This window comes from Streptomyces sp. NPDC024017 (assembly GCF_040638895.1).
GTDB lineage: Bacteria > Actinomycetota > Actinomycetes > Streptomycetales > Streptomycetaceae > Streptomyces.
The window spans coordinates 907,343-934,143 of sequence record NZ_JBEZYZ010000001.1 but is presented as its reverse complement, the minus strand read 5'-3'; the positions used below and the strand labels follow the sequence as shown (position 1 = coordinate 934,143).

Sequence of the window (26,801 nt, the reverse complement as noted above, 5' to 3'; positions counted from 1 at the left end):
AAGCACATGCGGGGGAGCCCATGAGTACGACCGACGCCGTTTCCGCGGTGATCACCCTGACCGAGTCCGATCTGGACCCGTGGGTGACGCACGCGTCCGCGCGGCACTGGCTGACCGGCCCCGGACTGCCCTGCGACAGCGGTGTGCTGAGCTTCGCGGAGCTGAGCCGCGAGGGCCTGCGCACGGTCGCCGACTCGACGGGCGACCCGGACGACCGCCTCTCGGCGGAGCTGCGCGAGCAGCTGGTGATAGGCGGACTGCTGGGCCCCGCCGGCCTGGAGACGGAGTCGGTCCTGCTGGACGGCGCGACGGGCGAGATCTCGACGACGTACGTCCTGCACGACCGCCCCGACCTGATGGACCGCCGCCCCCTGGCCCCCTCCCTGCGGACGCTGGTCCGCTTCGCGGAGGCCACGGACGAACTGGCGGGCCTGCGCGGCCAGTTCGCCTCCTACGCGGGCCGCTACGGCCTCAAGGCGGTGGCGGAGGCGTCCCAGCACCTGCTGGCGGTGTTCCGCGACGGCGCGGACGGCGAACCGGCCCCGTTCTGGAAGATGGCGGCACTGATCCGCCCCCTGTCCCTGGTGGCGGGCCGGGGCGGCGCGTCCGGCCTCTCCCTGGACCTCCCGCACCGCCTCCTGGACCAGGAGTTCGGCGCCGGCAAGGTGGCGCGCTTCGAGGACGTCGACTTCCCCGCGACCCTCACGCACGAACCGACCCGCCGCTTCCTGCGCGAAGTGGGCCTGCCGGAGGACGCCCACGTCTTCTCCCTGGACACGGACGTCCCCCTGGCGACGCTCGCCGAGTACTACGCCGACACCGACGCCCCGGCGGAACTTCCCGCCGGGGCCCAGCGCCTGATCCGTCTCGGCCACCTCGTCGAGGACAACAGCCTGGTCGTCGACGGCGCGACGGGCGCGGTCCTGAACTGGAGCGAACCCGACGCGACGCTGTACCCGCTCAACACGGACGTGTCGACCCTCGCCTTCACGCTCTGGCTGCTGCACCGCGAGCGCGCGATAGACGCCCAGTCGTCCCACGAGCTGACGACCGACACCTACGACCAGCTGGCCATGACGATGCTCCAGGTGCTGTCGACGGTGGACCCGACGGGCGTGACCGCGGGCCGGTCGGTCCGCCACTACTGGACGGACGCGTTCCAGGACGAGGCGGGCGGGGTGCTCTGACGGCCCTGCCGTCAGGCGGACTTGGCGGCGTTGCGGCGGCGTACGGCGAACACCAGGCCGCCACCGATCACCGCTGCGGCAGCCGCGGCACCGGCGAGGAGCGGGGTGCCGTCGGAACCGGTGGAGGCGAGGTTGCCGCCGGTGGTGCTGCCGGTCGTGGAGCCGGTGGAGCCACCGGTCGTGGTGCCGGTCGAGGTCGACGCCGAGGGGGAAGCCGTGGCCCCGGTGCCACCGGCGGCCTGGCCCTCCGGGTCGTTGCCGTTCCCGCCGTTGCCGGAGCCGCCGTTCGCGCCGTCCGAGGGGCTCGGCTCCGGCTCGTAGTCGCTCGGCAGGTCGATGCTGATCACGGCGGTGTTGTTGGCCCGGTTCGTGTCGTACTTCGGGGCGATGTCGTAGACGGACGACGCCTTGACCTCACCCTTGGTGTCCTGCGCGGACTCCTTGATCTTCAGCGTGAAGGTGTAGTCCAGGGACTGACCGACGTCGAGGGTCCCGTCCTGCGGCCAGCACACGTACTTGGGCTTGCCCGTGGTCCCCTGCGGTCCGCTCGGCCCGTCGATCCCGAACGGCGCGCACTCCTTCGGCACACCGACGGCCACGGTGCCCGGCGGGATCTGCACCAGCAGGGCCGGAAGGTCGTCGCTCTCCTGGTTCTGCACCCAGCCGGGGCCGTCGTTGCGCAGGGTCGCCGTGACCGACTGCTCTTCGCCGGCCAGCGCCTCCGTCGACTCACCGACCGCTACGAGGTCGGCGGTGTTGTCCGCGGTCAGGGTCAGCCGCCGGTAGCTGTCGTCGTACCCCTCGCCCGGCGCCTCACCGCTCGCGCTCGTGCCGTACTCGACGGCCTCCATCAGGGCGTTGTCCAGAGCCTTGAACCGGACGGGCGTGGTGACGGAGGCGCCGGGCTCGATGACCGTGTCGAGCTCGCAGAGCGCCTGCCTGACCTGCTCCTTGACGGTCGAGTAGGTGCAGCCCTTCACCTGCTCGGGGAAGTCCAGCCCGCGCGTCAGACGCACCCGGAAGGTGACACCGTCCACGGCGGCCGTGCCCTTGTTGGTGAGGGTGACGGACTTGTCGTACACCTCACCCGGCTTGGGAGCCGCGGACGGCAGGGCCGACACGACCAGCTCGGGCGCGCCTTCCTCGGCGTGCGCCAGGGGCGCGGCGACAGCGGGACCGGCGACGGCGATCACGGCAGCGGCCAGGACGGCTGCCGGGGGGCGGAGGTGCACGGTTCTTCTCCTCGTCGGAGTCGGAATTCCTCGTCGGCCCGGAGGCACGACGACCGGAGCGACGGCTACCGGTCATGTCCTGGACACCTGAGAGGCGCTCGGGGTTGTGTGCGACTTTACGGACGCCCTGTAACCGGCCGACTGACGTGGGTGCGACGGCCCCCTCGTCCGCCCGAACCTCGATCCGGCGGATTGCCCCGTTGCGCCCTGAACGCGCCCTTCTCCCCGCCCCGACTCCCGCACATGCTCGGGCCATGGGGGACACAGACGAGTCGAGCATCATCCCGTTACCCGACCCCGACGGACACCGGCAGCGGCCACCGGACGCGCCACAGCCCTGGGAGAAGACCGACCGAGTCCAGGCCCTGAGGGAGGGCGCCACCGGGCCCGAGCCGCCCGCTCCGCCGTTGTGCCCCGACTGCGGGCTGGCCGGTGATCGGCGTGTCACCTACTACGGCCGGCACGTTCTCCTCGAACCGGACATGCCGGTGCCGGCCCACATGGTGCCCGCCTGGCACCGCTGGTACGTCGACTCCAACGGGACGGCCTGGAACAGCCGCGATGACGAGCCCGCGCCCGGCGCCGTGTGCCGCGTACCGCACCGCATCACCTGCCCCGGCCTGAGCCTGGAGGAGGCCGGCCTCTGGCGATGGCTGGACGCCGTACGCGCGGAGAACGCGCGCAGGGCGCGACGAAAGGCCGACGAGGGCACGGACCCGGCAGCACTTCCGGATGCCGGCTGACACGCTCCCCCGTGGGGGCTGGAGGCCGTGGCGGGATTCGAACCCACGTAACTCGCTTTGCAGGCGAGCCCCTGAACCACTCGGGCACACGGCCGTGTTTGAACTCGGTGAATTGACCGTAGGGCGGGGTGGGGTGGGGCTCAAGGGCATCGCGGGGGCTGCAACGCGACTGCCATACGCCGTTCATGAAGGGGGTGGCCGAGAACAGGGGCGTACGACCAAGGTCTCAGGCGGGGACCGTCTCGGGACAGGGGTCACAGTGGGGCGTGGACCTTACGCTGGCGGGCATGACCGTCCCGAAACCGCGTGATGCCGATGTCGAGGAAGCCGTTGGTCCGCCCTCCGTGGCCGAGCGGGAAGAAGGCGTGCTCGGGGCGGCGTACCGGGCGTTGAGTGTCGGGATCGTCTCCGTCGTGCTGCTCATCGCCTTCGAAGCGACCGCGGTGGGGACGGCGATGCCTGTCGCGGCTCGCGAGCTGGACGGGGTGTCCCTGTACGCGTTCGCGTTCTCCGGGTACTTCACGACCAGTCTGTTCGGGATGGTGCTCTCCGGGCAGTGGTCGGACCGGCGTGGCCCCCTCGGGCCGTTGACCACGGGCATCGCCTCCTTCGGCGCCGGGCTGCTGCTGTCCGGCACCGCCGGGTCGATGTGGGTCTTCATCCTGGGCCGGGCCGTGCAGGGGTTCGGCGGCGGGCTGGTGATCGTCGCGCTGTACGTCGTCGTGGGGCGGGCCTATCCGGAGCGGCTGCGGCCGGCCATCATGGCCGCGTTCGCCGCGAGCTGGGTGCTGCCGTCGATCGTCGGCCCCCTCGCCGCCGGCACGGTGACCGAACAGTTGGGGTGGCGATGGGTGTTCGTCGGGATACCCCTGCTCGTCGTCTTCCCGCTCGCGCTCGCACTGCCGCAGATACGGCGTCGGGCGTCCGGCCCGGCGGGGCACACCACTGCCGAGTCCGCCGCGGCGGAGAGCCCGAACGTGCCCGTCCCGGCGGAGCGGACCGCCCTCGCCGACCGGCCCGTCACTCCTGATCCGGCGCGGACCGACGACCGGCCCGCCCCGCCGGACGACCCGCCCGCCTCCTTCGACCGCCGGCGCATCCGGCTCGCCCTGGCCATCTCCCTCGGTGCCGGGCTGCTCCAGTACGCCGCCCAGGACCTGCGCCCGCTCTCGCTCCTGCCCGGTGCCGTGGGCGTGGCCCTGCTCGTGCCGGCCGTGCTCGGGCTGCTCCCGCGTGGCACGTACCGGGCCGCCCGCGGACTGCCGTCCGTCGTGTTGTTGCGCGGCGTCGCCGCCGGGTCCTTCATCGCCGCCGAGTCGTTCGTGCCGCTGATGCTGGTCACGCAGCGCGGGCTCAGTCCGACGCTGGCCGGGTTCTCGCTCGCCGCGGGCGGCGGGACGTGGGCGCTGGGCTCGTGGGTGCAGTCGCGGTCGCGGGTGGAGCCGTACCGGGAGCGGCTGACCACCCTCGGGATGCTGCTGGTGGCCGCGGCCATCGCCACCGCACCGAGCGTGCTGATCGACTCCGTGCCCGTCTGGACCGTCGCCGCCGCCTGGGCTTTCGGCTGCTTCGGGATGGGGCTGGTGATCTCCTCCACGAGCGTCCTCCTGCTCAAGCTCTCCGCCCCCGAGGAGGCCGGCACCAACTCCGCCGCCCTCCAGATCTCCGACGGTCTCTCCAACGTCGTCCTGCTGTCCGCCGGCGGCGCCGCCTTCGCCGCGCTGGGCGGCGGCACCGTGACCCACTCGGCCACCCACACCTCCGGCTCCCACCCGGCCGCCTTCACCGCGGTGTTCCTGCCGATGGCGGCGGTGGCGCTGGCCGGGGCCTGGGTGTCGACACGGCTGCGGGAGCGCCGGCCGTAAAGCGGTCGTCTCCTCCGCGACCCGTCCGTAGCCTCTGCGCATGTCCCACCTCGATCTGCCCCTCGACCCCGCCCTGCGGACCGCCCTCGACGACCTCGCGGACGCGCAGGGCCGCACACCCGAAGAGATGGCGCTGCACGCCGTACGCGAACACCTGCGCCAGGAGGGCGCCCGCGTGCGTGCCGTCGCGGAGGGGCTCGCTCGGCACCACGCCGACCTGCTGAGGAGGCTCGGCGAATGACAAGGGACACCCGGTACCTGACCGTCGACGAGGTCACCGCCATCGCCGAGGTCGCCTTCGGCGGGCGGCCGCCCGAGGCGCGCGCCCCCGGTCTGCTCGCCTCCGCCGTGCACCGGCCCCGCGCCCGGATGTTCGGCACGGCCGCCTACGAGGACCTGTACGAGCAGGCGGCCGCCCTGCTCCACGCCCTCGCCGCCAACCACCCCCTGGTCGACGGGAACAAGCGCACCGCCTGGCTGGCCACCGCCACCTTCCTCGCCCTCAACGGCATCGACCTGGCCGGGGCGGACCAGGACACGGCGTACGCGCTGGTCGTCGACGTCGCCTCCGGAGCCGAGGGCGAGGTCGGGAGGATCGCGGCCCGGCTGAGGGGGCTGTGACGTCGGTCCCACCCGCAGGTGCCCCGGCCCGGTCCGCGCGTTGACGGGCTCGGGACGCCGGTAGGGTGGCCCGGTTGTCATACGTAGCCGAGCCGTCAGGCTCCCTCGAACGAGCCGCCCGACCCCCCAACGGAGACCGTGACTACCACCGCCGGCACCAGCTCTGCCTCGCACCACCTGTCCCCGGCGTTCCCCGGCCGCGCCCCCTGGGGTACCGCCAGCAAGCTGCGCGCCTGGCAGCAGGGCGCGATGGACAAGTACATCCAGGAGCAGCCGCGGGACTTCCTGGCGGTCGCCACCCCCGGCGCCGGCAAGACGACCTTCGCGCTGACGCTGGCCTCCTGGATGCTGCACCACCATGTCGTGCAGCAGGTGACCGTGGTGGCCCCGACCGAGCACCTGAAGAAGCAGTGGGCCGAGGCCGCGGCCCGGATAGGGATCAAGCTCGACCCGGAGTACAGCGCCGGGCCGCTCGGCCGGGAGTACCACGGGGTCGCCGTGACGTACGCCGGTGTCGGCGTCCGGCCCATGCTTCACCGCAACCGCGTGGAGCAGCGCAAGACGCTCGTCATCCTCGACGAGATCCACCACGCCGGTGACAGCAAGTCCTGGGGCGAGGCCTGTCTGGAGGCCTTCGAGCCCGCGACACGACGGCTCGCCCTGACCGGTACGCCCTTCCGGTCCGACACCAACCCCATCCCCTTCGTGACGTACGAGGAGGGCAACGACGGGATCCGGCGGTCCGCCGCCGACTACACCTACGGCTACGGCAACGCCCTCGCCGACAACGTCGTCCGGCCCGTCATCTTCCTCTCCTACAGCGGCAACATGCGCTGGCGCACCAAGGCCGGTGACGAGATCGCCGCCCGGCTCGGCGAGCCCATGACCAAGGACGCCATCAGCCAGGCCTGGCGGACCGCGCTGGATCCGCGCGGTGAGTGGATGCCGTCCGTGCTGCGCGCCGCGGACCAGCGGCTGACCGAGGTGCGGAAGGCCATCCCGGACGCGGGTGCCCTCGTCATCGCCTCCGACCAGGACTCGGCGCGTGCCTACGCCAAGCTCATCCGGGAGATCACCGGCAGCAAGGCGACCCTCGTGCTGTCCGACGACTCCGGCGCCTCCGAGCGGATCGACGAGTTCAGCGCGAACAACGACCGGTGGATGGTCGCGGTGCGGATGGTGTCCGAGGGCGTCGACGTGCCGCGGCTCGCGGTCGGTGTGTACGCCACCACCATCTCCACCCCGCTCTTCTTCGCCCAGGCCGTCGGGCGTTTCGTGCGGTCCCGGCGGCGCGGCGAGACCGCGTCGGTGTTCCTGCCGACCGTGCCCGACCTGCTCTCCTTCGCCAACGAGATGGAGCGCGAACGCGACCACGTCCTCGACAAGCCCAAGAAGGAGGGCGAGGAGGACCCGTACGCCGAGTCCGAGAAGGAGATGGACGAGGCGAACCGGGAGCAGGACGAGGACACCGGCGAGCAGGACATGCTGCCCTTCGAGGCGCTGGAGTCCGACGCCGTCTTCGACCGGGTCATGTACAACGGCGCCGAGTTCGGCATGCAGGCCCACCCGGGCAGCGAGGAGGAGCAGGACTACCTCGGCATCCCGGGACTGCTCGAGCCCGACCAGGTGCAGCTGCTGCTGCAGAAGCGGCAGGCCCGGCAGATCGCGCACAGCCGCAAGAAGCCGGACGAGGAAGCCGACCTGCTCGAAGTGCCCGCAGAGCGGCGGCCGGTGGTCTCCCACAAGGAGATGATGGAGCTGCGGCGGCAGCTCAACACGATGGTCGGCGCGTACGTCCACCAGAGCGGCAAGCCGCACGGCGTGATCCACACCGAGCTGCGGCGCGTGTGCGGGGGGCCTCCGGCTGCTGAGGCGACGGCGGGGCAGTTGCGGCAGCGGATCACCAAGGTGCAGGAGTGGGCTACGCGGATGAAGTGACGCCGGGCGTCTTTCACCCGGGCCGGGCCATTGCCCGGCCCGTTCCGCATGTGTGGGTGTCGTGTGTGCTCCATGGGGCGCGACGAGCCCCGTGTTGTACGTATCCGGGCAAACAGAGCCAGTCGACCCCGAGCGGTGCCCGGATTCTGGACGGAGCCTTCCGCTCAGCGAACCTGCTTCGCTACTGTCCGGCTACGCACACGCCCCGTGGCAGCGCCGCCGCGGAGCGCAGCCGTGAAGCGACGCGGTCCGGACAGGCCGGGCCGCCGGCCGATCGGCGGCCTCTGAAGCGCGTTACCGACGGGACTCGGTGACGCATCCGCCGACCGAGGGGCCGCCGACCTCACCACTAAGGAGTGGGCGTCGTGACCGCGGAGACCTCCCAGACGCTCGATCGAGGACTGCGTGTCCTCAAGCTGCTCGCCGACACGGACCACGGGCTGACCGTGACCGAACTCTCCCTCCGGCTGGGCGTGAACCGGACCGTCGTGTACCGGTTGCTCGCCACGCTGGAGCAGCACGCCCTCATACGCCGTGACCTCGGCGGACGTGCCCGGGTCGGGCTCGGGGTGCTCCGTCTGGGGCGGCAGGTTCATCCGCTGGTGCGGGAGGCCGCGATGCCGGCGCTGCGGTCACTGGCCGAGGACATCGGCGCGACGGCGCATCTGACCCTGGTCGACGGGGCGGACGCGCTGGCCGTGGCCGTGGTGGAGCCGACCTGGACGGACTATCACGTCGCCTACCGCGCCGGATTCCGGCACCCCCTGGACCGGGGCGCCGCCGGCAAGGCGATCCTCGCGGCCCGGCAGCACCCGATGGCCGACCCCGGCTACATGCTCACGCACGGGGAGCTGGAGGCTGGCGCCTGCGGGGCGGCGGCGCCGCTGCTGCGGGTGACGGGCGTCGAGGGCAGCGTGGGTGTGGTGATGCTGGCGGAGGCGGTGCCGGAACGGGTGGGGCCGCGGGTCGTCGAAGCGGCCCGGGAGGTCGCGGAGGCGCTGCGCTGACAGCCGGCGGCCGACGGGCGCCGAGTGCCCGGGCAGAGCCCTGGACGCCCTGGTCCCGGCCGTATCCCCCTCCCGCGTTAGATTGATCCCGTGTTCTCTCGCCTCACGCGCCCCCAGGCCATCGCCGTCTGCGCCCTGCCCGTCGTGGCCCTGCTCGCGACGGCGGTGTTCGCGCCGCTGCCGTTCTCGGTGGCGCAGCCGGGCCTGACGGCGAACGTGCTGGGCGAGAACAAGGGCACCGAGGTGATCACCATCTCCGGTGCGCCGGTCCGGGACACCCGGGGGCAGCTGCGGATGACCACCATCGAGGCGACCTCCCCGGACACCCGCGTCTCGCTCCCCGACATGATCGACAGCTGGTTCCGCACGGACCAGGCGGTCATGCCGCGCGACTCCGTCTACCCGAGCGGGGACAGCGTCAAGGAGATCGAGCGGCACAACGAGAAGCAGATGAAGGAGTCCCAGGACGCGGCGACGCAGGCCGCGCTGGGGTATCTCGGCCTCGACGACAAGGGCGTCAAGGTCAGCCTGAAGCTCGCGGACGTGGGCGGGCCCAGTGCGGGGCTGCTCTTCTCCCTCGGGATCATCGACAAGCTCGACGGCGACGGCACGGGCGGGGATCTCACGGGCGGCCGGGTCATCGCCGGTACGGGCACGATCGACGCGGCCGGCCGGGTCGGTGCGGTAGGGGGTGTCTCCCTCAAGACGCAGGCCGCGAAGCGGGACGGTGCGACGGTGTTCCTGGTCCCCAAGGCGGAGTGCGGGGACGCGCGGGCCGAGCTGCCGAAGGGCCTGCGGCTGATTCCGGTGACGACGCTGAAGAGCACGGTGAGCTCCCTGGTGGCCCTGGAGACGGGGAAGGGCTCCGTGCCCAGCTGCTAGTGCGCGGGCACCGGCCCGGGCCGGCTGGCGAGCTTCAGCCCGACCTCTATGAGGGTCCAGCCGAGCCGCGTACGTAGGGCAGGACGGCGCGTCGGGCATGGTCCGGTCTCGGCTCGGAGTTCCGCGGCGCGGGCGTGGTGCAGGGTGAGGTGGATGTCCGGGTGCATGGCGAATCCCTTCAGTCGGTGCGGACGGGGAAGACGTGGGTGTGGACGCGCACCTGCTCGACGTCCGGGGTGGCGTCGGCGTGGGCCCGGGCGCGGTAGCTCTTCACCAGTTCATGCATGCGTTCGACGAGTTCGAGGGCGAGCGCCGGCGGCAGGCGAAGTGTGAAGTCGCTGGCGTCCGAGGAGCGGTACCACTCCCGTGACCATTCATGGGTGGTGCCGAGGAACGTCGAGAGTTCCTGGGCGTGCGTGGTCGCGACCTCGTGCAGGAAGACGGAGGCGGCCCCGCGGACCGTCGGGTCAGCGTCTCGCAGCAGGGCCTCGTCGAACTGCACGCCCCCGTGGATCGCGCGCCACCACCGTTCCCGTCCCTTGCCGTGCTCGGGGGCGTCCTCGACGAAGCCGTACTCGGCGAGCTGTCGCAGGTGATAGCTGGTCGCGCCGCTCGACTCGCCCAGTTTTTCAGCGAGTTGGGAGGCGGTGGCGGGACCTCCGCGGCGCAGCGCGTTCAGCAGTCGCATGCGCAGCGGGTGGGCGAGGCCGCGCAGGGAGCGGGCGTCGAGCTGATGAGCGGGGCGATCCTGGGGCTCGGGCATGCATGCAAAGGTAGCGCTGCAAAGCCTCCTTTGCAACGGTCTCTTTGTAACTCACTCCTTGACGAACCCCTCCTCCACCAACCAGTCCAGCGCCACCTGGTGCGGATCCTCCCCGTCCACATCCACCTTCGCGTTCAGCGCCTGCGCCACGGAGTTGTTCAGCTTCGCCGTCACCGGGTTCAGGACCTCCGCGATCGCCGGCCACTCCTTCAGGGACTTCGCGTTGATCATCGGCGCGGCGTTGTAGTTGGGGAAGAACTTCCTGTCGTCGTCCATCACCGCCAGATTCATGGACTTGATGCGCCCGTCGGTGGTGAACACCTCCCCGTACGTGCAGTTGCCCTTCGCGGTCTGCGTGTAGATGATCCCGGTGTCCATCTGCGTGATGTTCCGCGCCGGCACGTTCATGCCGTAGGCCTTCTGCATGCCCGGCAACCCGTCCGCCCGGTTCGCGAACTCGACCTCCACGCACAGCTTCACGGCCCCCGGGTCGGACTTCGCCAGCTTCGCCACGTCCGACGTGGTCTTCGTGCCGTACTTCTTCGCGTTCTCCTGGTTCATCGCCAGCGCGTACGTGTTGTCGAGTTTCGACGGCGGCAGCCAGACCAGCCCGTTCTTCGCGTCCTCCTTCTTCACCGCCTCCCACTGCTGCTGCGGATCGGTGATCGGCTTGCTGCGCCCGAGGTACGTGATCCAGGCCGTGCCCGTGTACTCGTACCCGGCGTCCGCGTCGCCCTTGCGGACCGCCTCGCGGCTGCCGACGGACCCCTGGATGCCGGTGCGGTCGATCACGTCCGCGCCGGCCGCCTCGAACGCGATGCCCATGATCGCGCCGAGGATCAGCTGCTCCGTGAACGACTTCGACGTCACCGTCAGATGCGCGCCCTTCAGCGGCTCACCCCGGCCGATCGAGCCGGGCTCCACATCGTCGGTCAGGGGAGAGCCGCTGGTCAGGCCGCAGCCGGCCGCCGCCATCAGCAGGACCGCCGCCGACAGGCACATGCTCCGCCTCATGGCTGCAACCCCCGTGGCCGCAGCATCAGTTCGGCGATCGACGCCAGCCAGTCCACCAGCAGCGCCAGCACCACCGTGAGGATCGACCCCAGCACCAGTACCGGCATCCGCTGGTTGGTGATGCCGGTCGTGATCAGCACGCCGAGGCCGCCGCCCCCGCCGAAGACCGCCAGGGTCGCCGTCCCGACGTTCAGGACGAGGGCCGTGCGCACGCCCGCCAGGATCAGCGGGACCGCGAGGGGGAGTTCCACCCGGGTCAGCACCCCCATCGGGGACATGCCGATGCCGCGGGCCGCCTCCAGCAGGGTCGGGTCGTTCGCCTTCAGGCCCGTGATCGTGTTGGAGAGCACGGGCAGGATGGCGTAGACGATGATGCCGATCAGGGCGGCCCTGCGGCCGATGCCCAGCCAGATCACCAGGAGGGCCAGCAGACCGATCGCCGGGGTCGCCTGGCCCATGTTGGCGAACGCCATCGCCACGGGGGTGGCCCTGCTCACCGCCCCGCGGGTCAGCACGATGCCCAGCGGGATCGCGATGATCAGCACGAAGAACGTGGAGATCACGGTCAGCTCGATGTGCTGCCACAGCGCCTTGGTCACCTGGCCGCCCGACAGGGCGTTGCGGGTCAGCGCGTCCAGGTCGGCCTGCTGGAACCAGAGCCAGGTGGCGAGCAGCACGGCGATCAGGGCGACCGGCAGGAACGTCAGCTTCTGCCAGGTGAGACGGGACGGCCGGCGCTCGGGTGGGGGCGCCTCAGGCTCATCGAGAGGCTCGGAGGACTCCTCGACCTCCGTGGCGGTCACCGTTCCCCTCCCGGGACGTTCACGCCCGCCGGACCTGCGGCCCCCTCCTGCTCCGCGTGCGTCTGCGAGGCCCGCAGCGACTCCAGTTCGTGCTGGTGCTCCATCGCGTCGAGCCGGTCGGCCTCCAGCATCTCGTGCACGGAGTTCATGAGGGTCTCCATGTCGACGACGCCCGTGTACTCGCCGCGCCGCCCGGTCACCGCCACGCGCCCGGCGTTGTCGGTGAGCACCGCCTCCAGCGCGTCCCGCAGGGTCGCGTCCCGGGTGACCGTGTCGTGCACCAGGGTCCCGGCGCGGGCCAGCGAGCCCCGGGCCCGCATCAGATCGCCGCGCCGCAGCCACTTGTAGGGGCGGCCGCGCCGGTCGAGCAGCAGCACCTCGTTGCTGCCGCCGGCCCGCAGCCGGTTGAAGATCTGCTGCAACGGGTCGTCGACCGTGACCGTCGGATAGTCGGTGATCTCCACGTCCCGTACGCGGGTCAGGTTCAGCCGCTTCAGGGCCGCCCCGGCGCCGACGAACCCGGACACGAAGTCGTCGGCCGGGTTGGTCAGGATCGCCTCGGGGGTGTCGAACTGCGCGATGTGCGACCGCTCGCGCAGCACGGCGATCCGGTCGCCGATCTTGATCGCCTCGTCGAAGTCGTGGGTGACGAAGACGATCGTCTTGTGCAGCTCGTGCTGCAGGCGGATCAGCTCGTCCTGGAGGTGGTCCCGGGTGATCGGGTCCACGGCTCCGAACGGTTCGTCCATCAGCAGCACCGGGGGGTCGGCGGCCAGCGCCCGGGCCACGCCCACTCGCTGCTGCTGTCCGCCGGAGAGCTGGCGCGGGTACCGGCCGTGGAACTCTCCGGGGTCCAGACCCACGAGGTCGAGCAGCTCTTCCGTCCGCTCCTTGATCCGGGTCTTCGGCCAGCCGATCATCTTCGGGACGATCCCGATGTTCTGCGCGACCGTCATGTGCGGGAAGAGCCCGGCGGACTGGATGGCGTAGCCGACCTTGCGGCGCAGCTTGACCGGGTCCATGTCGGTGACGTCCTCGCCGCCGATGCGGATGCGGCCGCCGGTCGGCTCGATCAGCCGGTTGATCATCTTGAGGGTGGTCGACTTCCCGCAGCCGGACGGGCCGACGAAGACGACGACCTCGCCCGCCTTGATCTCCATGCTCACGTTGTCCACGGCCGGCTGCGCACTGCCGTGGTAGCGCTTGGTCAGGCTCTCCAGCTCGATGGAGGCGCCGTGGTCGCCGGTCTCAGGCACGGATCCCCCTGGGGATGGTCAGCCGTCCGATCAGGACGTACGCGGCGTCGAACAGCAGCGCCAGGATGATGATGCCGAGCGTGCCCGCGAGGACCTGGTTGAGCGCGTTGGCGCTGCCCAGGGAGGCGAGGCCACGGAAGATGACGTTGCCGAGGCCGGGCCCTGAGGCGTACGCCGCGATGGCCGCGATGCCCATCAGCATCTGGGTGGAGACCCGGATCCCGGTCAGGATCGGCGGCCAGGCCAGCGGCAGCTCGACCCGCAGCAGTCGGGCCGGCCGAGACATCCCGATGCCCGTGGCCGCGTCCACCAGCGTCGGGTCGACCCCGCGCAGCCCGACGATCGCGTTGCGCACGACCGGCAGCAGCCCGTACAGCGTCAGCGCGACCACCGTGGGCGGCACGCCGAGGCCCACGATGGGGATGAGCAGACCGATCAGGGCGAGCGCCGGCACGGTCAGGATGGTGGCGGTGGTCGTGGTCGCGAGGTTCCCGGCCCACTCGCTGCGGTAGGTGGCGACGCCGATCAGCACCCCGAGCACGGTCGCCACGACCATGCACTGGAAGACGGCGCTCGCGTGCTGGTAGGCGTCCGTGAGCAGCTGCTGGTGCCGGTTGACCAGGTACTCCCAGAAGTTCACACGCGCTCACCCCTACACGTCAGGTCTCCTCCGCGGCCTGCTCCACGAGCGGGATGATCCGCAACGGAACGGGGTTCTCCATGACGATCGCCGTGGAGGCCCGGACGATGCCATCAAAACCGACGACCCGGTCGATCACACGCTGGAGATCGGCGTTGGAGCGGGCCACGAGCCGGCACAGCATGTCCCCGGTGCCGGTGGTCGTGTGCAGCTCCAGCACCTCCGGCACGGTCGCCAAGTGCGCCCGTACGTCGGCTCCTTGCCCCTGCCGGATCTGCAGCGTGGCGAACGCCGTGACGGGATAGCCGAGCGCGGCCGGATCCACCTCAGGACCGAATCCGCGGATGACTCCGTTCGACTGAAGCCGGTCCAGCCGCGCCTGCGCGGTGCCCCGGGCCACCCCCAGTCGCCGGGACATCTCCAGCACCCCGATCCGCGGCTCCCGGGCGAGCAGCAGAATGATCCGGCCGTCCAGATGATCGATCGCCACAGCAGCCTCCCGGCATGGTCATCCTGTACAGAAGGGCCGAGGCTTCGGCCGTATTGCTGAACAGATTGCCCAGTCAAAACGCAAACTATTGCGCACCTTGCCGGGCGGGGAGACCCTGCGACTATGACGCAGACCACACACCACACTCCCGACACTGCCCGGCAGGCCGACCCCTTCCCGGTCAAGGGAATGGACGCGGTCGTCTTCGCCGTGGGCAACGCCAAGCAGGCGGCGCACTACTACTCCACCGCCTTCGGCATGAAGCTGGTCGCCTACTCCGGACCGGAGAACGGCAGCCGCGAGACCGCTGCGTACGTCCTGGAGAACGGCTCGGCCCGCTTCGTCCTCACCTCGGTCATCAAGCCCACCACCGACTGGGGCCACTTCCTCGCTCAGCACGTGGCCGAACACGGCGACGGTGTCGTCGACCTCGCCATCGAGGTCCCGGACGCGCGCGCCGCCTACGCGTACGCCCTGGAGCACGGCGCGCGCTCGGTCGCCGAGCCGTACGAGCTGAAGGACGAGCACGGCACGGTCGTCCTGGCCGCCATCGCCACCTACGGCGAGACCCGCCACACCCTCGTCGAGCGCTCCGGCTACGACGGCCCGTACCTGCCCGGCTTCGTCGCGGCCAAGCCGATGGTCGAGCCGCCCGCCCAGCGCACCTTCCAGGCGATCGACCACTGCGTCGGCAATGTCGAGCTCGGCCGCATGAACGAGTGGGTCGCCTTCTACAACAAGGTGATGGGCTTCACGAACATGAAGGAGTTCGTGGGCGACGACATCGCCACCGAGTACAGCGCGCTGATGTCGAAGGTCGTCGCCGACGGCACGCTCAAGGTCAAGTTCCCGATCAACGAGCCGGCCATCGCCAAGAAGAAGTCCCAGATCGACGAGTACCTGGAGTTCTACGGCGGCGCGGGCGTGCAGCACATCGCACTCAACACGGGCGACATCGTCCAGACGGTCCGCACGATGCGGGCGGCCGGCGTCGAGTTCCTCAACACGCCCGACTCGTACTACGACACGCTGGGGGAGTGGGTCGGCGAGACCCGCGTCCCGATCGACACCCTGCGCGAACTGAAGATCCTCGCGGACCGCGACGAGGACGGCTACCTGCTGCAGATCTTCACCAAGCCGGTCCAGGACCGTCCGACCGTCTTCTTCGAGATCATCGAGCGCCACGGCTCGATGGGCTTCGGCAAGGGCAACTTCAAGGCCCTGTTCGAGGCGATCGAGCGCGAGCAGGAACGCCGCGGCAACCTGTAGTCACAGTCGCCGACGCCTCGGGTCGTGCGGGTGTCAGGGGGCACCCGCACGACCCGCGCTCGCCGGGCGTGCCCCCTGCCGGGTCCGGCCCGGCCGCGCACCGGCTTGCGCCCGTCGGGCGTGCAGTGTGCGGTGTCGCTCGGTCGGTTCGGCGACGCCCCTGCCGGGTCCGGCCCCGCCGCGCACCGGCCCGCGCCCGTCGGGCGTGCAGTGTGCGGTGTCGCTCGACCGGCTCGGCGTCGCCCCTGCCGGGTTCGGCATCGCCGTGCATCGGCTTGCGTTCGTGGGGCGTGCGGTGTGCGGTTTCGCGCTCGACCGGCTCGGCGATGCCCATGCCAGGGTCGGTATCGCCGAGCACCGGCCCGCGCCCGTCGGGCGTGCAGTGTGCGGTGTCGCTCGACCGGCTCGGCGTCGCCCCTGCCGGGTTCGGCATCGCCGCGCACCGGCCTGCGTTCGTGGGGGCGTGGCCCCCTGCCGACCTCGGCACCGGCCGGCCGCGCCGTCAGCGTCGTCGTCTTGATCGCCGACGCGGCCAGATCAGGCGGCGGCGTCTTCGTTCCCGCCGCAACGGCGCGCGGCCACCACGGCGCACACCGGCCGTGCCGTGCCCCCTACCCCGCCCCGTCGTCCATCTCCGGCACCCCTTCGTCCGGCGGCTCTCCCAGCGCCTCGGCCGCCGCCCGCGCCGCACGCGCGTGCAGGGGAGAGAAGTGCGGGTTGATCCGCAGCGCCTCCGCGAGGTGCCGGCGGGCCGCGCCGTAGCGCTCCAGTTTCCGCTCGATCATGCCCCGGTGGTACATGTACAGCGCGTCGCGCACCCCGCCCCCGCGCTCGGGGTCCGTCGCCGCCAGCGCGAACCGCAAGGCCTCCCCGGGCTTCCCGGCCCGGTACAGCGCCCACCCCAGCGCGTCGGCGACCTCCGTGCCGGGCTGGCGCTCGAACTCCGCCCGCAACCGCCGTACCGCCGCCTTCGGATCGCCGTGGTCCGCCTCGAACCGCCCCAGCACCACATCCTCGTCGGCCCCGCCCGCGACAGCGCCCCGCACCCGCTCCCGCAGCAGGTCGTACTGCACCCGGGCCGCCTCCGGCATGCCCAGCGACTCGTACAACTCGCCCAGTTCCAGGGCGTACTGCGGGCACGGCTGCCTGGCGAGGGCCACCCGGTAGGCGTTCAGGGCCTCCGTCGTCCGGCCGAGGGACGCCAGGGCCCGGCCCTGCCCCGCCTGCGCGGCCCGCTGGTCGGGGTCGAGACGGACCGCCTCCCGGAAGTGCCGCAGCGCGACGTCGAAGTCCCCCCGTTCCCAGGCCAGTTGCCCGGCCCGCTCCAGGTAGGCAGCCCGCTCGGCCGGCGCCCGCGCGCCCGCCGCCGCGTCCGCCAGCGCGGCCGCCGCGTCCTCCCGCCAGCCCCGGTCCCGGTACACGCCCGCGGCCCGCGCCAGCACGGCCGGGCCGGAGCGCAGCTCGGTCAGCCGGTCCAGCATCCGCTTGGCCGCCTTGTGCTCGCCGAGGCCGGTGTACGCGTCGATGAGCAGCGGATACGTCGTCCACCGCCGCGGCTCCAGCTTCAGCGCCGCCTCGCCCCACCGGCGCGCGGCGGGGAAGTCCCGGCGGGCGTTCGACAGCGCGGCCAGCCCCGACAGGGCCCGGGTGTTGCGCTGCGGCCGGGCCTTCAGCGACGTCCGCAGGGCGTGCTCCGCCCGCGGGTAGTACGCCGGGTCGGCGAGGCGCCGCCCCTGCTCCACGTAGGCCGTCCCGAGCACCGCCCAGGACGTCGCGTCCCCGGGCCGCGTCCGCACGGCCTTCTCCCGCTCGTCGATCAGCTCCGCCAGGCCGGGCAGCGCGGCCGGCACCCCGCTGCCGACCGCCGCCATGGCCAGCGCCCCCGGCGACGGCGGAGGGGGCTCGGCGGGCCGCTCCCGCGGCAGCAGCACCAGCACCCCGCCCAGCACGGCACACCCCGCGACGGAGGCGAGCAGCACCGGCCGGGCGCGCCCGCACCGCTTCGAGCTGCTCTCCTGCCGCACCGGACCCTCCTGCTGGTTCTCCATGGCGCTCACTGTGCGTCAGTACGACGACCACACCCGGGCAGGTGAAGGGTGCCGCCGACGGGGTTCACACCGATGGCCCCGGGTGCGAACCTGTGATCATGAGCCGTATCGAAGCGCCCCGCTCCGAGGACACCGCAGCGACCGGCAACCTCGTGGACCTGCTGCTCGGCGGCCTCCCCGCCGAGGCGGTCCTCACCGACCCCGACGTCACCGCGTCCTACGCCAACGACATGGCGAGCTTCTGCCCGGCCGGCACCCCGGCCGTGGTCGTGCTGCCCCGCACGACCGAACAGGTCCAGCACGTGATGCGCACCGCCACCGCTCTGCGCGTCCCCGTCGTCCCGCAGGGCGCCCGCACCGGACTGTCCGGCGCCGCCAACGCCTCCGAGGGCTGCATCGTGCTGTCCCTGACGAAGATGGACCGGATCCTGGAGATCAACCCGGTCGACCGCATCGCCGTCGTCGAGCCGGGCGTCGTCAACGCCGCCCTGTCCCGGGCCGTCGGCGAACACGGCCTGTACTACCCGCCGGACCCCTCCAGTTGGGAGATGTGCACCATCGGCGGCAACATCGGCACCGCCTCCGGCGGCCTGTGCTGCGTGAAGTACGGGGTGACCGCCGAGTACGTCCTCGGTCTCGACGTCGTCCTCGCCGACGGCCGCCTGATGTCCACCGGCCGCCGCACCGCCAAGGGTGTCGCCGGCTACGACCTGACCCGTCTGTTCGTCGGCTCCGAGGGCTCGCTCGGCATCGTCGTCCGGGCCGTCCTCGGGCTGCGCCCCAAGCCGCCCGAGCAGCTTGTGCTGGCCGCCGAGTTCGCCTCGGCCGCCGCGGCCTGCGACGCCGTGTGCCGGATCATGGCGGGCGGCCACGTCCCGTCACTCCTCGAACTCATGGACCGTACGACGGTCAAGGCCGTCAACGACATGGCGCAGATGGGGCTCCCCGAGAGCACCGAGGCGCTGCTCCTGGCCGCGTTCGACACCACTGCCCCGGCCGCCGACCTCGCCGCCGTCGGCGCCCTGTGCGAGGCGGCCGGCGCCACCCAGGTCGTCCCCGCCGACGACGCGGCCGAGTCCGAACTGCTCCTCCAGGCGCGGCGGTTGTCGCTCACCGCGCTGGAGGCGGTCAAGGGCGTGACGATGATCGACGACGTGTGCGTGCCGCGCTCCCGGCTCGCCGAGATGCTCGAAGGCGTCGACCGGATCGCCGAGAAGTACCAGCTCACCATCGGGGTCGTCGCCCACGCGGGCGACGGCAACACCCACCCGACGGTCTGCTTCGACCCGGCGGACCCCGACGAGTCCCGGCGCGCCCGCGAGTCCTTCGACGAGATCATGGCCCTCGGCCTGGAACTCGGCGGCACCATCACCGGCGAGCACGGCGTCGGCGTCCTGAAGAAGGAATGGCTGGCGCGCGAGATCGGCCCCGTGGGCATGGAGATGCAGCGGGCCGTGAAGCAGGCCTTCGACCCGCTGAACATCCTGAACCCGGGCAAGCTCTTCTGACGGACGCCGCCCACCGGCTTCCGCGGTCTCACCGGGCGAGCAGCTGGGCCAGCTCGTCGTCCAGCCCGAGCTGCTCACCCTCCGTCCCCGGCGGGACCACCCGCAGCGTGCGCTCCAGCCAGGCCGACACCGCCGCCGCCGGGGCCTCCAGCAGGGCGTCCCCGTCGGGTGAACTCAGCGCCATCAGCACGACGTTGCGCCCCTCGTGCTTCGTCGGCCACACCCGCACGTCCCCCTGCCCGCACGGCCGGAACACGCCCTCCACCAGCAGGTCCCGGGCGAACGTCCAGTACACCGGGTGCTCGGTGTTGGTGTGGAAGGTGACGTGGACGGCGTAGGGGTCGTCGGTCAGATACCCGAGCCGGGCCGGCACCGGGATCCTGCGCTCCGGCGACAGGACGAGTTTCAGCTCCAGTTCCCGCTCCACCACGGTGTGCATGCGGTGTTCCCTTCTCCTGACGGCTGCCCGCGAGGGCCGGTCAGGAGGAGAGAGCGCGGTGCGGCCGCGGCATTACGCGCCTTGCCGGAAGTTTTTTCGCAGAGGGAGCGCCGGAGACGACGCGGTGCGTAGCACATCGGTGCTCGAAAGGGGTGGGTCCGGTGGGAGCGGCGGTGGGGCTTGCGCGCGTCTGATAGATGTGGAGGCCCCCATTTGGCCCCCGAGCAGATACGGGACGACGGACATGAGCGCCCCAACCCCGGCCCCCGGTGACGACAGGCCCCGCGAAGGGTATTACCCGGACCCGTCCATTCCTGGATATGTCCGGTACTGGAACGGTGCCTCCTGGGTGCCGGGCACCAGCCGTCCGGCGCCCAAGGACGGCGAGGCGCTCGCACCGCCGCCCGGAGCGGGAGCGGCACAGCCCGCCTCGGTCGAGGAGACCGGCCCGCACTTCTTCGACGAGGACCCGGTGGAGGAGCCGTCCGCCGCCGACGCCCAGCACGGCAGCCGTCCCGAACCGGCCTCGGCCTGGGGCGCCGACCGTTCCCGCCAGTCCGGCTTCGGCGGCGACCAGGACCGCCGCGTCTCGTGGGGCGCGCCGCAGGGCGCGCAGGGCGCGGCCCAGCAGGGCGCGCGCAGCGGCGACCCGAGGGTGCCGCACGCCGACCAGCGGCCCGAGGGCGAGTCCGCCCGTAGCGACGGCACGGCGAACACTCCTCCGGCCGACCAGGAGGCGAACGCGGCGGCGGGGGGCAGCACGTTCGTGTTCCGCCGGCCGACGGGGAAGCCCGGGGGAGGAGCCTCCGCCGATGTCCCCGACGACGGCACGATGACGTTCCGCGCGGTGGCCCCGCGCACGGGCCCGGCCGGCGGCGGCACCCAACCAGCCGGGGGACCTGGTGGTTCGGACCGTGGCCCGGCGGGGGCCGGATTCGGTGCGCAGGGCGGGGCGGGGGGCTCCGGCTTCGGACCGGCGGTCTCGGGCGGCGACTCGGCGGCCTCCGGTTTCGGCGGGCAGGCCGCGGCGCCGGGCTCCGGCTTCGGGCCGCCCGGCTCGGGCAGTGGTGCGGCGGCCTCCGCCTACGGCGGGAGCCCGTCGGGACCCGCGTTCGGCGCGCAGGCCGGGCCGGCCGGTTCCGGGAGCGGCTCCGCGGGACCCGGCTTCGGCGCCGGCAAGGCGGCCGCCGCCCGGGCCTCCGCCGGACAGGCAGGGGCCGGGAGCGCCGGAGCCCAGGCCTCGGGGGCCGCCCCGAGCGCGCTGTCCGGTCCTCAGGTGGCGTCCACCGTCCCTCCGCAGTCCGGCGGCCCCGGCAGCGCCCAGCCCGGCGCCGCCTCCTCCTCCGGCACCCCCCTCAGCGCGGGCCCCGGCGGCGGTCAGTCGTCCTGGGCGCAGCAGGTGCACCGGCTCGCCGGCGGCGGTGACGAGCAGCCCGTCGCCCCCTGGAAGCCACCGGTCGAGGACATCTTCCAGGCGGCCGCCCGGCGCCAGTCGGAGGCCCGCCCCGCCGGACTCGGCAAGCGGCTGGCCGCCCGGCTGCTGGACACCGTCGTCCTCGCCGCCCTCACCGCGACGGCCGCCGTACCGCTCGGCACCAAGGCGATCGACCACGTCAACGAGAAGATCGACGCGGCCAAGCTCTCCGGCGAGACCGTGACGGTCTGGCTGCTCGACGGCACCACCTCGATCTACCTCGGCATCATCCTGGCCGTCCTGCTGCTCGCCGGTGTCCTGTGCGAGGTGCTGCCCACCGCCAAGTGGGGCCGCACCCTCGGCAAGAAGCTGATGGGCCTCGAAGTCCGGGACATCGAGGGCCATGACTCCCCGGAGTTCGGCGCCGCCCTGCGCCGCTGGCTGGTCTACAGCGTGCCCGGCCTCCTCGTCGTCGGGATCGTCGGTGTCGCCTGGTGCCTCTTCGACCGGCCCTGGCGCCAGTGCTGGCACGACAAGGCCGCGCACACCTTCGTGGCGGGCTGACCTCCCTCGGACGGCCGTCTGCCGGATGCGGAGCCCGCCGGTTCGCGGTCGACTCGGGCCATGAGCAGTGAACCGCCCCCCGGCTCCGGTCAGCCGCCCCCGGACGACGACCCGTTCAGGAAGCGCCCCCCGAACGAGCCGCCCGGCGAGGGCACGGGCTCGCCCTACGGCAGCGAACCCCCGCCGTACGGGGGCGGCGGCCCGGGCGGTCCCGGCGGCGGCTTCGCAGGCGGCCCGCCCGGCGCCGACGGTCCTCCCGGCGGTGGCCCCTACGGCGGTGATCCGTACGGCGGCGGTTCCTACCCCACCGACCCCCTCGCCGGCATGCCCCCGCTCGCCGACAGCGCCAAGCGCACGCTCGCGCGCATCATCGACATGATCCTGGTGGGTGTCGTCGTCTGGCTGCTCACCTGGGGCTTCGGCGTCAACGAGTACGACGTGGACAGCGACCGCATCGAGGTCGGCAAGTCGTTCGGGCAGTCGGCCGTCGCCGCCGTCCTCTACATCGCCTACGACACCCTCATGACCGTGCGGACCGGCCAGACCCTCGGCAAGAAGCTGCTGCACATGCGCGTGGCCAACCTGGACAACGGCGCCACGCCCTCCGTGCAGAACGCCCTGATGCGCGCCGCGGTGCTGTGGATCCCGTTCGCCTTCTGCTGCGCCTGCGTCTGGACCGCGATCTCGGGCGGCTGGAGCTTCTTCGACCGGCCCTACAAGCAGGGCCTGCACGACAAGGCGGCCAAGACGGTCGTGGTCAGCACCGATTGAGGCAGGGGGCGTACAGCAGGCGGGGTAGGTAAAGGGGCAGTGGGCGGTCAGGAGGCCGCCCGCTGGCGCACCGGCTCCGGGGCCGGCGCCGGGACCGCGGCCCGTAGTGGTTCCTGGGGCGCGGGCTGTTCCACCGCGGCCGGGCGCTTCCCGGGCAGTGGCACCGTCATGGCGACCAGCAGTCCGAGGGCGAGCGCCGCGACGGCGATGATCGCGATCCCCGCACCCGAACTCGTCTGAGACAGCAGCAGCATGGCGAGGGTCGAGAAGATCACGGTGCACGAACCGTAGGCGAGCTGTGCGGCAGTCGGACGGGGCATGGCCATCATGTCCTCGAAGGTGGGGGTCCACGGCGGTGTCGGCCTGGCATTACGCCGGCTTCCGGGCGTTCCGCCATCCGACATTCTCACCGGCAGGGTGCCCGACCGGAACCAGCGGTAAGCGTGACCTAATCAACAAGGGCGGTGCACAGGGGGCGCACGGAGTCATGACGTCCACCTAGTGGACATATGCACGCGCCCGCACGGCCGGTGGGGAGGGCCGCGGGACAACCGTTTGGTTGTCCGTAAAACGAACGTCGCCTCCGCATAGTGCACTTGACTTGTCCAAGTCAAGGTCTGTCTTTTCTTCTAAACCTCTAGTCAAATGTCGTCACTTGACTACACGCGTTGATCACGCGCGCGCGGATTTCCATGACCGGGACCCTGCCTGCCGCGCGCCCGAACGCGGGGGAGGATCTCAAGTGACCAGTAGACCCTGGACGTTCAGAGCGGCCGCCATAAGCGTGGCGCTCGCGGCGGCCACCGCCACCGCCTCGACCTACGCGGTGGCCGACGACGCCCCGGCTCCCCGGCCCACCACCGTGGACCGGCACGACCCGGCGGAACGTCACCACGACGAGCACGACCTCGAAGGACCGCTGAGCAAGACGCAGGACGCCCAGCGCCAGGAGGCCCTGAACCAGGTCCTGTCGGGCAAGAGCAAGGTCAAGGACCGCGAGGGCTCGAAGGTCGTCCAGCTCAAGAGCAAGAAGGGCGACGCCAAGTACGTCGAGCTCGGCCGCGAGAAGACCGACAAGATCTTCACGATCCTGGTCGAGTTCGGCGACCAGGTCGACAGCCGCTACGGCGGCACCCCGGGCCCGCTGCACAACGCGATACCCAAGCCCGACCGCAAGAAGGACAACTCCACGGCCTGGCGGGCGGACTACGACCGGGACTACTTCCAGGACCTGTACTTCGGTTCCGGCAAGGGCGTCGACTCCGTCAAGACCTACTACGAGAAGCAGTCCTCGGGCCGCTACTCGGTCGACGGCGAGGTCTCCGACTGGGTCAAGGTCCCCTACAACGAGGCCCGTTACGGCAACAACGCCTGCGGTGACACCAACTGCTCCAGTGTGTGGAACGTCGTCAGCGACGGTCTGAACGCCTGGGTCTCCCAGCAGAAGGCAGCGGGGAGGACCGACGCGCAGATCAAGGCGGACGTCGCGCGCTTCGACGAGTGGGACCGCTACGACTTCGACGGCGACGGCGACTTCAACGAGCCCGACGGCTACATCGACCACTTCCAGATCGTGCACGCCGGCGAGGACGAGTCCGCGGGCGGCGGCGCCCAGGGCACCGACGCTATCTGGGCCCACCGCTGGTACGCCTTCGGCACCGACGCCGGCGCCACCGGCCCCGAGAACAACAAGCTCGGCGGCGCGAAGATCGGCGACACCGGCATCTGGGTCGGCGACTACACCGTCCAGCCGGAGAACGGCGGACTCGGCGTCTACGCCCACGAGTACGGCCACGACCTCGGTCTGCCGGACCACTACGACACCGCGGGCGGCGAGAACTCCACGGGCTTCTGGACGCTGATGTCGTCCGGTTCCTGGCTCGGCACCGGCAAGAACGAGATCGGTGACCTGCCCGGCGACATGACCGCCTGGGACAAGCTGCAGCTCGGCTGGCTGAACTTCGACAAGGCCAAGGCCGGCGTCAACTCCTGGCACAAGCTGGGCGTGGCGGAGTACAACACCAAGCACAAGCAGGCCCTGGTCGTCGACCTCCCCAAGAAGGCCGTCACCACCGAGATCGTCACCCCCGCCGAGGGCAAGACCCAGTGGTGGAGCGGCAGCGGTGACAACCTCAAGAACACCCTGACGCGTGTCGTCGACCTGACCGGCAAGTCGAAGGCGCAGCTGACCCTCGACGGCTGGTACGACATCGAGGCCAACTACGACTTCCTCTACACCGAGGTCTCGACCGACGGCGGCGCCAACTGGACCGCTGTCGACGGCACGGTGGACGGCCAGCCGATCCAGCGTGACGCCAGCGACAAGCCGGTCCTGACCGGCACGGTCGACGGTTACAAGAAGCTCGCCTTCCCGCTCGACGCCTACGCCGGCAAGAAGATCGACCTCCGCTTCCGCTACCAGACCGACGGCGGCGTGGCCCAGAAGGGCTTCGCGGCCGACGCGATCACGGTGACGGCCGACGGTGCGCCCGTCTTCACCGACAACGCCGAGAGCGCGGACGAGGCGTGGAAGGCCACCGGCTTCTCCCGCATCGGCGCGTCCTTCACCGAGGACTACGCGCAGTACTACATCGCCGAGAACCGGCAGTACGTGTCGTACGACAAGACGCTGAAGTCCGGCCCGTACAACTTCGGCTTCACGGCGCGCCCGGACTGGGTGGAGCACTACGCGTACCAGAACGGCCTGTTGATCTGGAAGTGGGACACCTCCCAGGCGGACAACAACACCAGCCAGCACAAGGGCACCGGTCTGGTCCTGCCGATCGACTCGCACCCGGACGCGCTCAAGTGGGCCGACGGCACGCTGATGCGCAACCGCATCCAGTCCTACGACTCGCCGTTCAGCCTCTACCGCACCGACGGCATGACGCTGCACAAGGCGGACGTGGCGAAGTACATCCCGGGGTCGAAGGGCGTCTCGGTCTTCAACGACCGGAAGAGCGACTACTACGACGAGTCGAACCCCGCCGCGGGTGTCAAGATCACTGACACCAACACGAAGATCAAGATCCTCAAGGAAGCCAAGGACGGCTCGACGATCGAGCTGGAGGTCGGCGCCGCGGGTAGGTAATCCGCATCCTTGCAGGTCAGAACATGATCGGCGGTGACCCACTGGCGGGTCACCGCCGATCCGTGTTTAGGTGCGTCCTGTGGCTCTCTTATTGACACCGACCGACACGGGGGGATGAGCGCATGGCTGCAGGAGGCTTCTGCAAGTTGCCGAACGGCACGGTGGTGGTGGCACTGAATCTGCCCAGCCCCGCCGCCGACGGCCCCGGCGCCGTCCGCGTCCTCGTCCACTCCGTGAACCGCGCCCGGGCCCTGACCAGGCTCCGCAACCTCGGTCTGCGGTCGGTCTACCTGCGCGGCAACGCCGCCCCGCCGACCCCCGACGAGATCACCGCGGTCCTCCACCACCCCGACGGCCTCATATGGCGCACGGCCCCCGACAACGGTGTCGTGTCGAGCCCGGACCTGGTCCAGGAGCTGTGGCGCCCGATCCGGGCGCTCCTGCGGCGCCCCACGGCCCAGACCTGACCCGCGGGAGCCCGCCGGGGCCGCGGGGCTACTGCACGACCGGCTTGCCCGACAGCTCCACGCCCGCCCCGCGCAGCTCCTCCAGGGCCCGCTCGGTGCTCTCCGGGGCCACCCCGGCCGTCAGGTCCAGCAGGACCTGCGTACGGAAGCCCTCCCGGGCGGCGTCCAGGGCCGTGGCGCGTACGCAGTGGTCCGTGGCGATGCCGACCACGTCGACCTCGGTGACGTCGCGGGAGCGCAGCCAGTCCGCCAGGGGCGTGCCGTTCTCGTCGGCGCCCTCGAATCCGCTGTACGCCGCCGAGTACGCCCCCTTGTCGAACACGGCGTCGATCGAGCCGGAGGCGACGGCGGGCGCGAAGTTCGGATGGAAGCCGACGCCCTCGGTGCCGGCGACGCAGTGCGCGGGCCAGGAGCCGGCGTAGTCCGGGTTCGCGGAGAAGTGGCCGCCGGGCGCGATGTGGTGGTCGCGGGTGGCCACGACGTGCTGGTAGCCGGACCCGGCCGCCTGCCCGATCAGCTCGGTGACGGCGGCGGCCACATCGGCACCGCCGGCCACCGCGAGGCTGCCCCCCTCGCAGAAGTCGTTCTGCACATCGACGACGATCAAGGCGCGGCGCATGGTCGGTGTCCTTCGGCTATGAGGTCGGCAAGCCCGGCCGGTGAACCACCGAGCCTATTGACAGAGGGGAGCGGACGGGAGGGGTACGGGTCGGCGCGTCACGGCACACCGGGGGTGTTCTGAATGTCCCGCACAGCACCCACGGCGCCCGGCACGCACCCTCGCCGCAC

The 26,801-nt window shown here is 71.6% G+C and carries 25 protein-coding genes and 1 tRNA gene; 14 read left to right on the top strand and 12 right to left on the bottom strand.

The annotated features are described in order from the left end of the window. The first annotated feature begins 20 nt into the window (after nucleotides 1-20). Nucleotides 21-1,187, top strand: a complete 1,167-nt coding sequence (locus AB0G20_RS04310) for an SUKH-4 family immunity protein (protein ID WP_361295521.1) — start codon at nucleotides 21-23, stop codon at nucleotides 1,185-1,187. An 11-nt stretch (nucleotides 1,188-1,198) separates the two neighbouring features. On the opposite strand, the gene AB0G20_RS04305 is transcribed toward AB0G20_RS04310, so the two are convergent. After that, nucleotides 1,199-2,419: an LAETG motif-containing sortase-dependent surface protein gene (locus tag AB0G20_RS04305; RefSeq protein ID WP_361295518.1), complete on the bottom strand. Its 1,221-nt coding sequence runs from the start codon at nucleotides 2,417-2,419 to the stop codon at nucleotides 1,199-1,201. 254 nt (nucleotides 2,420-2,673) lie between these two features. On the opposite strand from AB0G20_RS04305, the gene AB0G20_RS04300 reads away from it, so the two are divergent. After that, entirely contained in the window at nucleotides 2,674-3,162 is a 489-nt protein-coding gene (locus AB0G20_RS04300) for a DUF6083 domain-containing protein (RefSeq protein WP_361295515.1), read from the top strand. A gap of 19 nt (nucleotides 3,163-3,181) precedes the next feature. Here AB0G20_RS04300 and AB0G20_RS04295 read toward each other — a convergent pair. Continuing rightward, nucleotides 3,182-3,256, bottom strand: a tRNA-Cys gene (locus AB0G20_RS04295). A gap of 193 nt (nucleotides 3,257-3,449) precedes the next feature. On the opposite strand from AB0G20_RS04295, the gene AB0G20_RS04290 reads away from it, so the two are divergent. From AB0G20_RS04290 to AB0G20_RS04265, 6 genes are all read left to right on the top strand, one after another. Then, nucleotides 3,450-5,027, top strand: a complete 1,578-nt coding sequence (locus AB0G20_RS04290) for an MFS transporter (RefSeq protein ID WP_361295512.1) — start codon at nucleotides 3,450-3,452, stop codon at nucleotides 5,025-5,027. Nucleotides 5,028-5,067: 40 nt separating this feature from the next. After that, a complete protein-coding gene (locus tag AB0G20_RS04285; RefSeq protein WP_361295509.1) occupies nucleotides 5,068-5,268 on the top strand; it encodes a hypothetical protein in 201 nt (66 codons plus the stop codon). Beyond that, the gene (locus tag AB0G20_RS04280) at nucleotides 5,265-5,648 is read left to right on the top strand and encodes a type II toxin-antitoxin system death-on-curing family toxin (protein ID WP_361295506.1); all 384 of its coding nucleotides are present in this window, start codon (nucleotides 5,265-5,267) and stop codon (nucleotides 5,646-5,648) included. Before AB0G20_RS04285 ends, AB0G20_RS04280 begins: the two co-directional genes overlap by 4 nt. A 138-nt stretch (nucleotides 5,649-5,786) precedes the next feature. After that, nucleotides 5,787-7,586: a DEAD/DEAH box helicase gene (locus AB0G20_RS04275; RefSeq protein WP_361295503.1), complete on the top strand. Its 1,800-nt coding sequence runs from the start codon at nucleotides 5,787-5,789 to the stop codon at nucleotides 7,584-7,586. A 365-nt stretch (nucleotides 7,587-7,951) separates the two neighbouring features. Next, complete coding sequence (locus tag AB0G20_RS04270; protein WP_361295500.1) at nucleotides 7,952-8,593, top strand: helix-turn-helix domain-containing protein; 642 nt, start codon at nucleotides 7,952-7,954, stop codon at nucleotides 8,591-8,593. 90 nt (nucleotides 8,594-8,683) lie between these two features. Beyond that, the gene (locus tag AB0G20_RS04265) at nucleotides 8,684-9,475 is read left to right on the top strand and encodes a S16 family serine protease (RefSeq protein WP_361295497.1); all 792 of its coding nucleotides are present in this window, start codon (nucleotides 8,684-8,686) and stop codon (nucleotides 9,473-9,475) included. 178 nt (nucleotides 9,476-9,653) lie between these two features. Here the strand turns inward: AB0G20_RS04265 and AB0G20_RS04260 are convergent, their stop codons facing one another. The 6 genes from AB0G20_RS04260 to AB0G20_RS04235 are packed head-to-tail and all read right to left on the bottom strand — an operon-like array spanning nucleotide 9,654 to nucleotide 14,441. Next, a complete protein-coding gene (locus AB0G20_RS04260; RefSeq protein ID WP_361295494.1) occupies nucleotides 9,654-10,238 on the bottom strand; it encodes a helix-turn-helix domain-containing protein in 585 nt (194 codons plus the stop codon). A gap of 51 nt (nucleotides 10,239-10,289) precedes the next feature. Further along, complete coding sequence (locus AB0G20_RS04255) at nucleotides 10,290-11,252, bottom strand: glycine betaine ABC transporter substrate-binding protein (protein WP_361295491.1); 963 nt, start codon at nucleotides 11,250-11,252, stop codon at nucleotides 10,290-10,292. Then, on the bottom strand, nucleotides 11,249-12,055 hold the full coding sequence (locus AB0G20_RS04250; RefSeq protein WP_361295488.1) for an ABC transporter permease: 807 nt from the start codon (nucleotides 12,053-12,055) through the stop codon (nucleotides 11,249-11,251). Before AB0G20_RS04250 ends, AB0G20_RS04255 begins: the two co-directional genes overlap by 4 nt. Then, nucleotides 12,052-13,311: a betaine/proline/choline family ABC transporter ATP-binding protein gene (locus AB0G20_RS04245; RefSeq protein ID WP_361295485.1), complete on the bottom strand. Its 1,260-nt coding sequence runs from the start codon at nucleotides 13,309-13,311 to the stop codon at nucleotides 12,052-12,054. Before AB0G20_RS04245 ends, AB0G20_RS04250 begins: the two co-directional genes overlap by 4 nt. Next, entirely contained in the window at nucleotides 13,304-13,951 is a 648-nt protein-coding gene (locus tag AB0G20_RS04240) for an ABC transporter permease (protein ID WP_361295482.1), read from the bottom strand. Before AB0G20_RS04240 ends, AB0G20_RS04245 begins: the two co-directional genes overlap by 8 nt. Before the next feature lie 19 nt (nucleotides 13,952-13,970). After that, nucleotides 13,971-14,441 carry an Lrp/AsnC family transcriptional regulator gene (locus AB0G20_RS04235; protein ID WP_248507875.1) on the bottom strand — a complete coding sequence of 157 codons (471 nt, stop codon included), beginning with the start codon at nucleotides 14,439-14,441 and terminating at the stop codon, nucleotides 13,971-13,973. Nucleotides 14,442-14,564: 123 nt separating this feature from the next. Between AB0G20_RS04235 and hppD the strand changes: the two genes are divergently transcribed. Next, nucleotides 14,565-15,710 carry a 4-hydroxyphenylpyruvate dioxygenase gene (gene hppD, locus AB0G20_RS04230; RefSeq protein ID WP_361295478.1) on the top strand — a complete coding sequence of 382 codons (1,146 nt, stop codon included), beginning with the start codon at nucleotides 14,565-14,567 and terminating at the stop codon, nucleotides 15,708-15,710. A gap of 611 nt (nucleotides 15,711-16,321) precedes the next feature. Here the strand turns inward: hppD and AB0G20_RS04225 are convergent. After that, nucleotides 16,322-17,758 (bottom strand): tetratricopeptide repeat protein, encoded by a 1,437-nt coding sequence (locus AB0G20_RS04225; RefSeq protein ID WP_361295475.1) that lies wholly within the window; start codon nucleotides 17,756-17,758, stop codon nucleotides 16,322-16,324. Nucleotides 17,759-17,850: 92 nt separating this feature from the next. On the opposite strand from AB0G20_RS04225, the gene AB0G20_RS04220 reads away from it, so the two are divergent. Further along, nucleotides 17,851-19,266, top strand: coding sequence for an FAD-linked oxidase C-terminal domain-containing protein (locus tag AB0G20_RS04220; protein ID WP_361295472.1), 1,416 nt, complete (start codon nucleotides 17,851-17,853; stop codon nucleotides 19,264-19,266). A gap of 28 nt (nucleotides 19,267-19,294) precedes the next feature. Here AB0G20_RS04220 and AB0G20_RS04215 read toward each other — a convergent pair whose 3' ends face one another. Beyond that, complete coding sequence (locus AB0G20_RS04215) at nucleotides 19,295-19,705, bottom strand: SsgA family sporulation/cell division regulator (RefSeq protein WP_361295469.1); 411 nt, start codon at nucleotides 19,703-19,705, stop codon at nucleotides 19,295-19,297. A 244-nt stretch (nucleotides 19,706-19,949) separates the two neighbouring features. Here AB0G20_RS04215 and AB0G20_RS04210 point away from each other — a divergent pair, with 244 nt between their 5' ends. Further along, nucleotides 19,950-21,683 (top strand): RDD family protein, encoded by a 1,734-nt coding sequence (locus tag AB0G20_RS04210; RefSeq protein WP_361295467.1) that lies wholly within the window; start codon nucleotides 19,950-19,952, stop codon nucleotides 21,681-21,683. A gap of 60 nt (nucleotides 21,684-21,743) precedes the next feature. Further along, a complete protein-coding gene (locus AB0G20_RS04205; protein WP_361295464.1) occupies nucleotides 21,744-22,454 on the top strand; it encodes an RDD family protein in 711 nt (236 codons plus the stop codon). Between the two features lie 47 nt (nucleotides 22,455-22,501). On the opposite strand, the gene AB0G20_RS04200 is transcribed toward AB0G20_RS04205, so the two are convergent. Beyond that, nucleotides 22,502-22,774, bottom strand: coding sequence for a hypothetical protein (locus AB0G20_RS04200; protein WP_361295461.1), 273 nt, complete (start codon nucleotides 22,772-22,774; stop codon nucleotides 22,502-22,504). A 422-nt stretch (nucleotides 22,775-23,196) separates the two neighbouring features. Here AB0G20_RS04200 and AB0G20_RS04195 point away from each other — a divergent pair, with 422 nt between their 5' ends. Beyond that, the gene (locus AB0G20_RS04195; protein ID WP_361295459.1) at nucleotides 23,197-25,545 is read left to right on the top strand and encodes an immune inhibitor A domain-containing protein; all 2,349 of its coding nucleotides are present in this window, start codon (nucleotides 23,197-23,199) and stop codon (nucleotides 25,543-25,545) included. Nucleotides 25,546-25,667: 122 nt separating this feature from the next. Further along, nucleotides 25,668-26,012 (top strand): hypothetical protein, encoded by a 345-nt coding sequence (locus AB0G20_RS04190; protein ID WP_361295457.1) that lies wholly within the window; start codon nucleotides 25,668-25,670, stop codon nucleotides 26,010-26,012. 28 nt (nucleotides 26,013-26,040) lie between these two features. Here the strand turns inward: AB0G20_RS04190 and AB0G20_RS04185 are convergent, their stop codons facing one another. Continuing rightward, nucleotides 26,041-26,631 (bottom strand): isochorismatase family protein, encoded by a 591-nt coding sequence (locus AB0G20_RS04185; RefSeq protein WP_361295454.1) that lies wholly within the window; start codon nucleotides 26,629-26,631, stop codon nucleotides 26,041-26,043. Nucleotides 26,632-26,801 lie beyond the last annotated feature (170 nt).

What these genes read in the sequence shown, in the direction of transcription:
- AB0G20_RS04310 (WP_361295521.1), top strand. Translation starts at nt 21, where the DNA reads ATGAGTACGACCGACGCCGTTTCCGCGGTGATCACCCTGACCGAGTCC.
- AB0G20_RS04300 (WP_361295515.1), top strand. Translation starts at nt 2,674, where the DNA reads ATGGGGGACACAGACGAGTCGAGCATCATCCCGTTACCCGACCCCGAC.
- AB0G20_RS04290 (WP_361295512.1), top strand. Translation starts at nt 3,450, where the DNA reads ATGACCGTCCCGAAACCGCGTGATGCCGATGTCGAGGAAGCCGTTGGT.
- AB0G20_RS04285 (WP_361295509.1), top strand. Translation starts at nt 5,068, where the DNA reads ATGTCCCACCTCGATCTGCCCCTCGACCCCGCCCTGCGGACCGCCCTC.
- AB0G20_RS04280 (WP_361295506.1), top strand. Translation starts at nt 5,265, where the DNA reads ATGACAAGGGACACCCGGTACCTGACCGTCGACGAGGTCACCGCCATC.
- AB0G20_RS04260 (WP_361295494.1), bottom strand. Translation starts at nt 10,238, where the DNA reads ATGCCCGAGCCCCAGGATCGCCCCGCTCATCAGCTCGACGCCCGCTCC.
- AB0G20_RS04255 (WP_361295491.1), bottom strand. Translation starts at nt 11,252, where the DNA reads ATGAGGCGGAGCATGTGCCTGTCGGCGGCGGTCCTGCTGATGGCGGCG.
- hppD (WP_361295478.1), top strand. Translation starts at nt 14,565, where the DNA reads ATGACGCAGACCACACACCACACTCCCGACACTGCCCGGCAGGCCGAC.
- AB0G20_RS04225 (WP_361295475.1), bottom strand. Translation starts at nt 17,758, where the DNA reads ATGGAGAACCAGCAGGAGGGTCCGGTGCGGCAGGAGAGCAGCTCGAAG.
- AB0G20_RS04215 (WP_361295469.1), bottom strand. Translation starts at nt 19,705, where the DNA reads ATGCACACCGTGGTGGAGCGGGAACTGGAGCTGAAACTCGTCCTGTCG.
- AB0G20_RS04210 (WP_361295467.1), top strand. Translation starts at nt 19,950, where the DNA reads ATGAGCGCCCCAACCCCGGCCCCCGGTGACGACAGGCCCCGCGAAGGG.
- AB0G20_RS04205 (WP_361295464.1), top strand. Translation starts at nt 21,744, where the DNA reads ATGAGCAGTGAACCGCCCCCCGGCTCCGGTCAGCCGCCCCCGGACGAC.
- AB0G20_RS04200 (WP_361295461.1), bottom strand. Translation starts at nt 22,774, where the DNA reads ATGCCCCGTCCGACTGCCGCACAGCTCGCCTACGGTTCGTGCACCGTG.
- AB0G20_RS04190 (WP_361295457.1), top strand. Translation starts at nt 25,668, where the DNA reads ATGGCTGCAGGAGGCTTCTGCAAGTTGCCGAACGGCACGGTGGTGGTG.
- AB0G20_RS04185 (WP_361295454.1), bottom strand. Translation starts at nt 26,631, where the DNA reads ATGCGCCGCGCCTTGATCGTCGTCGATGTGCAGAACGACTTCTGCGAG.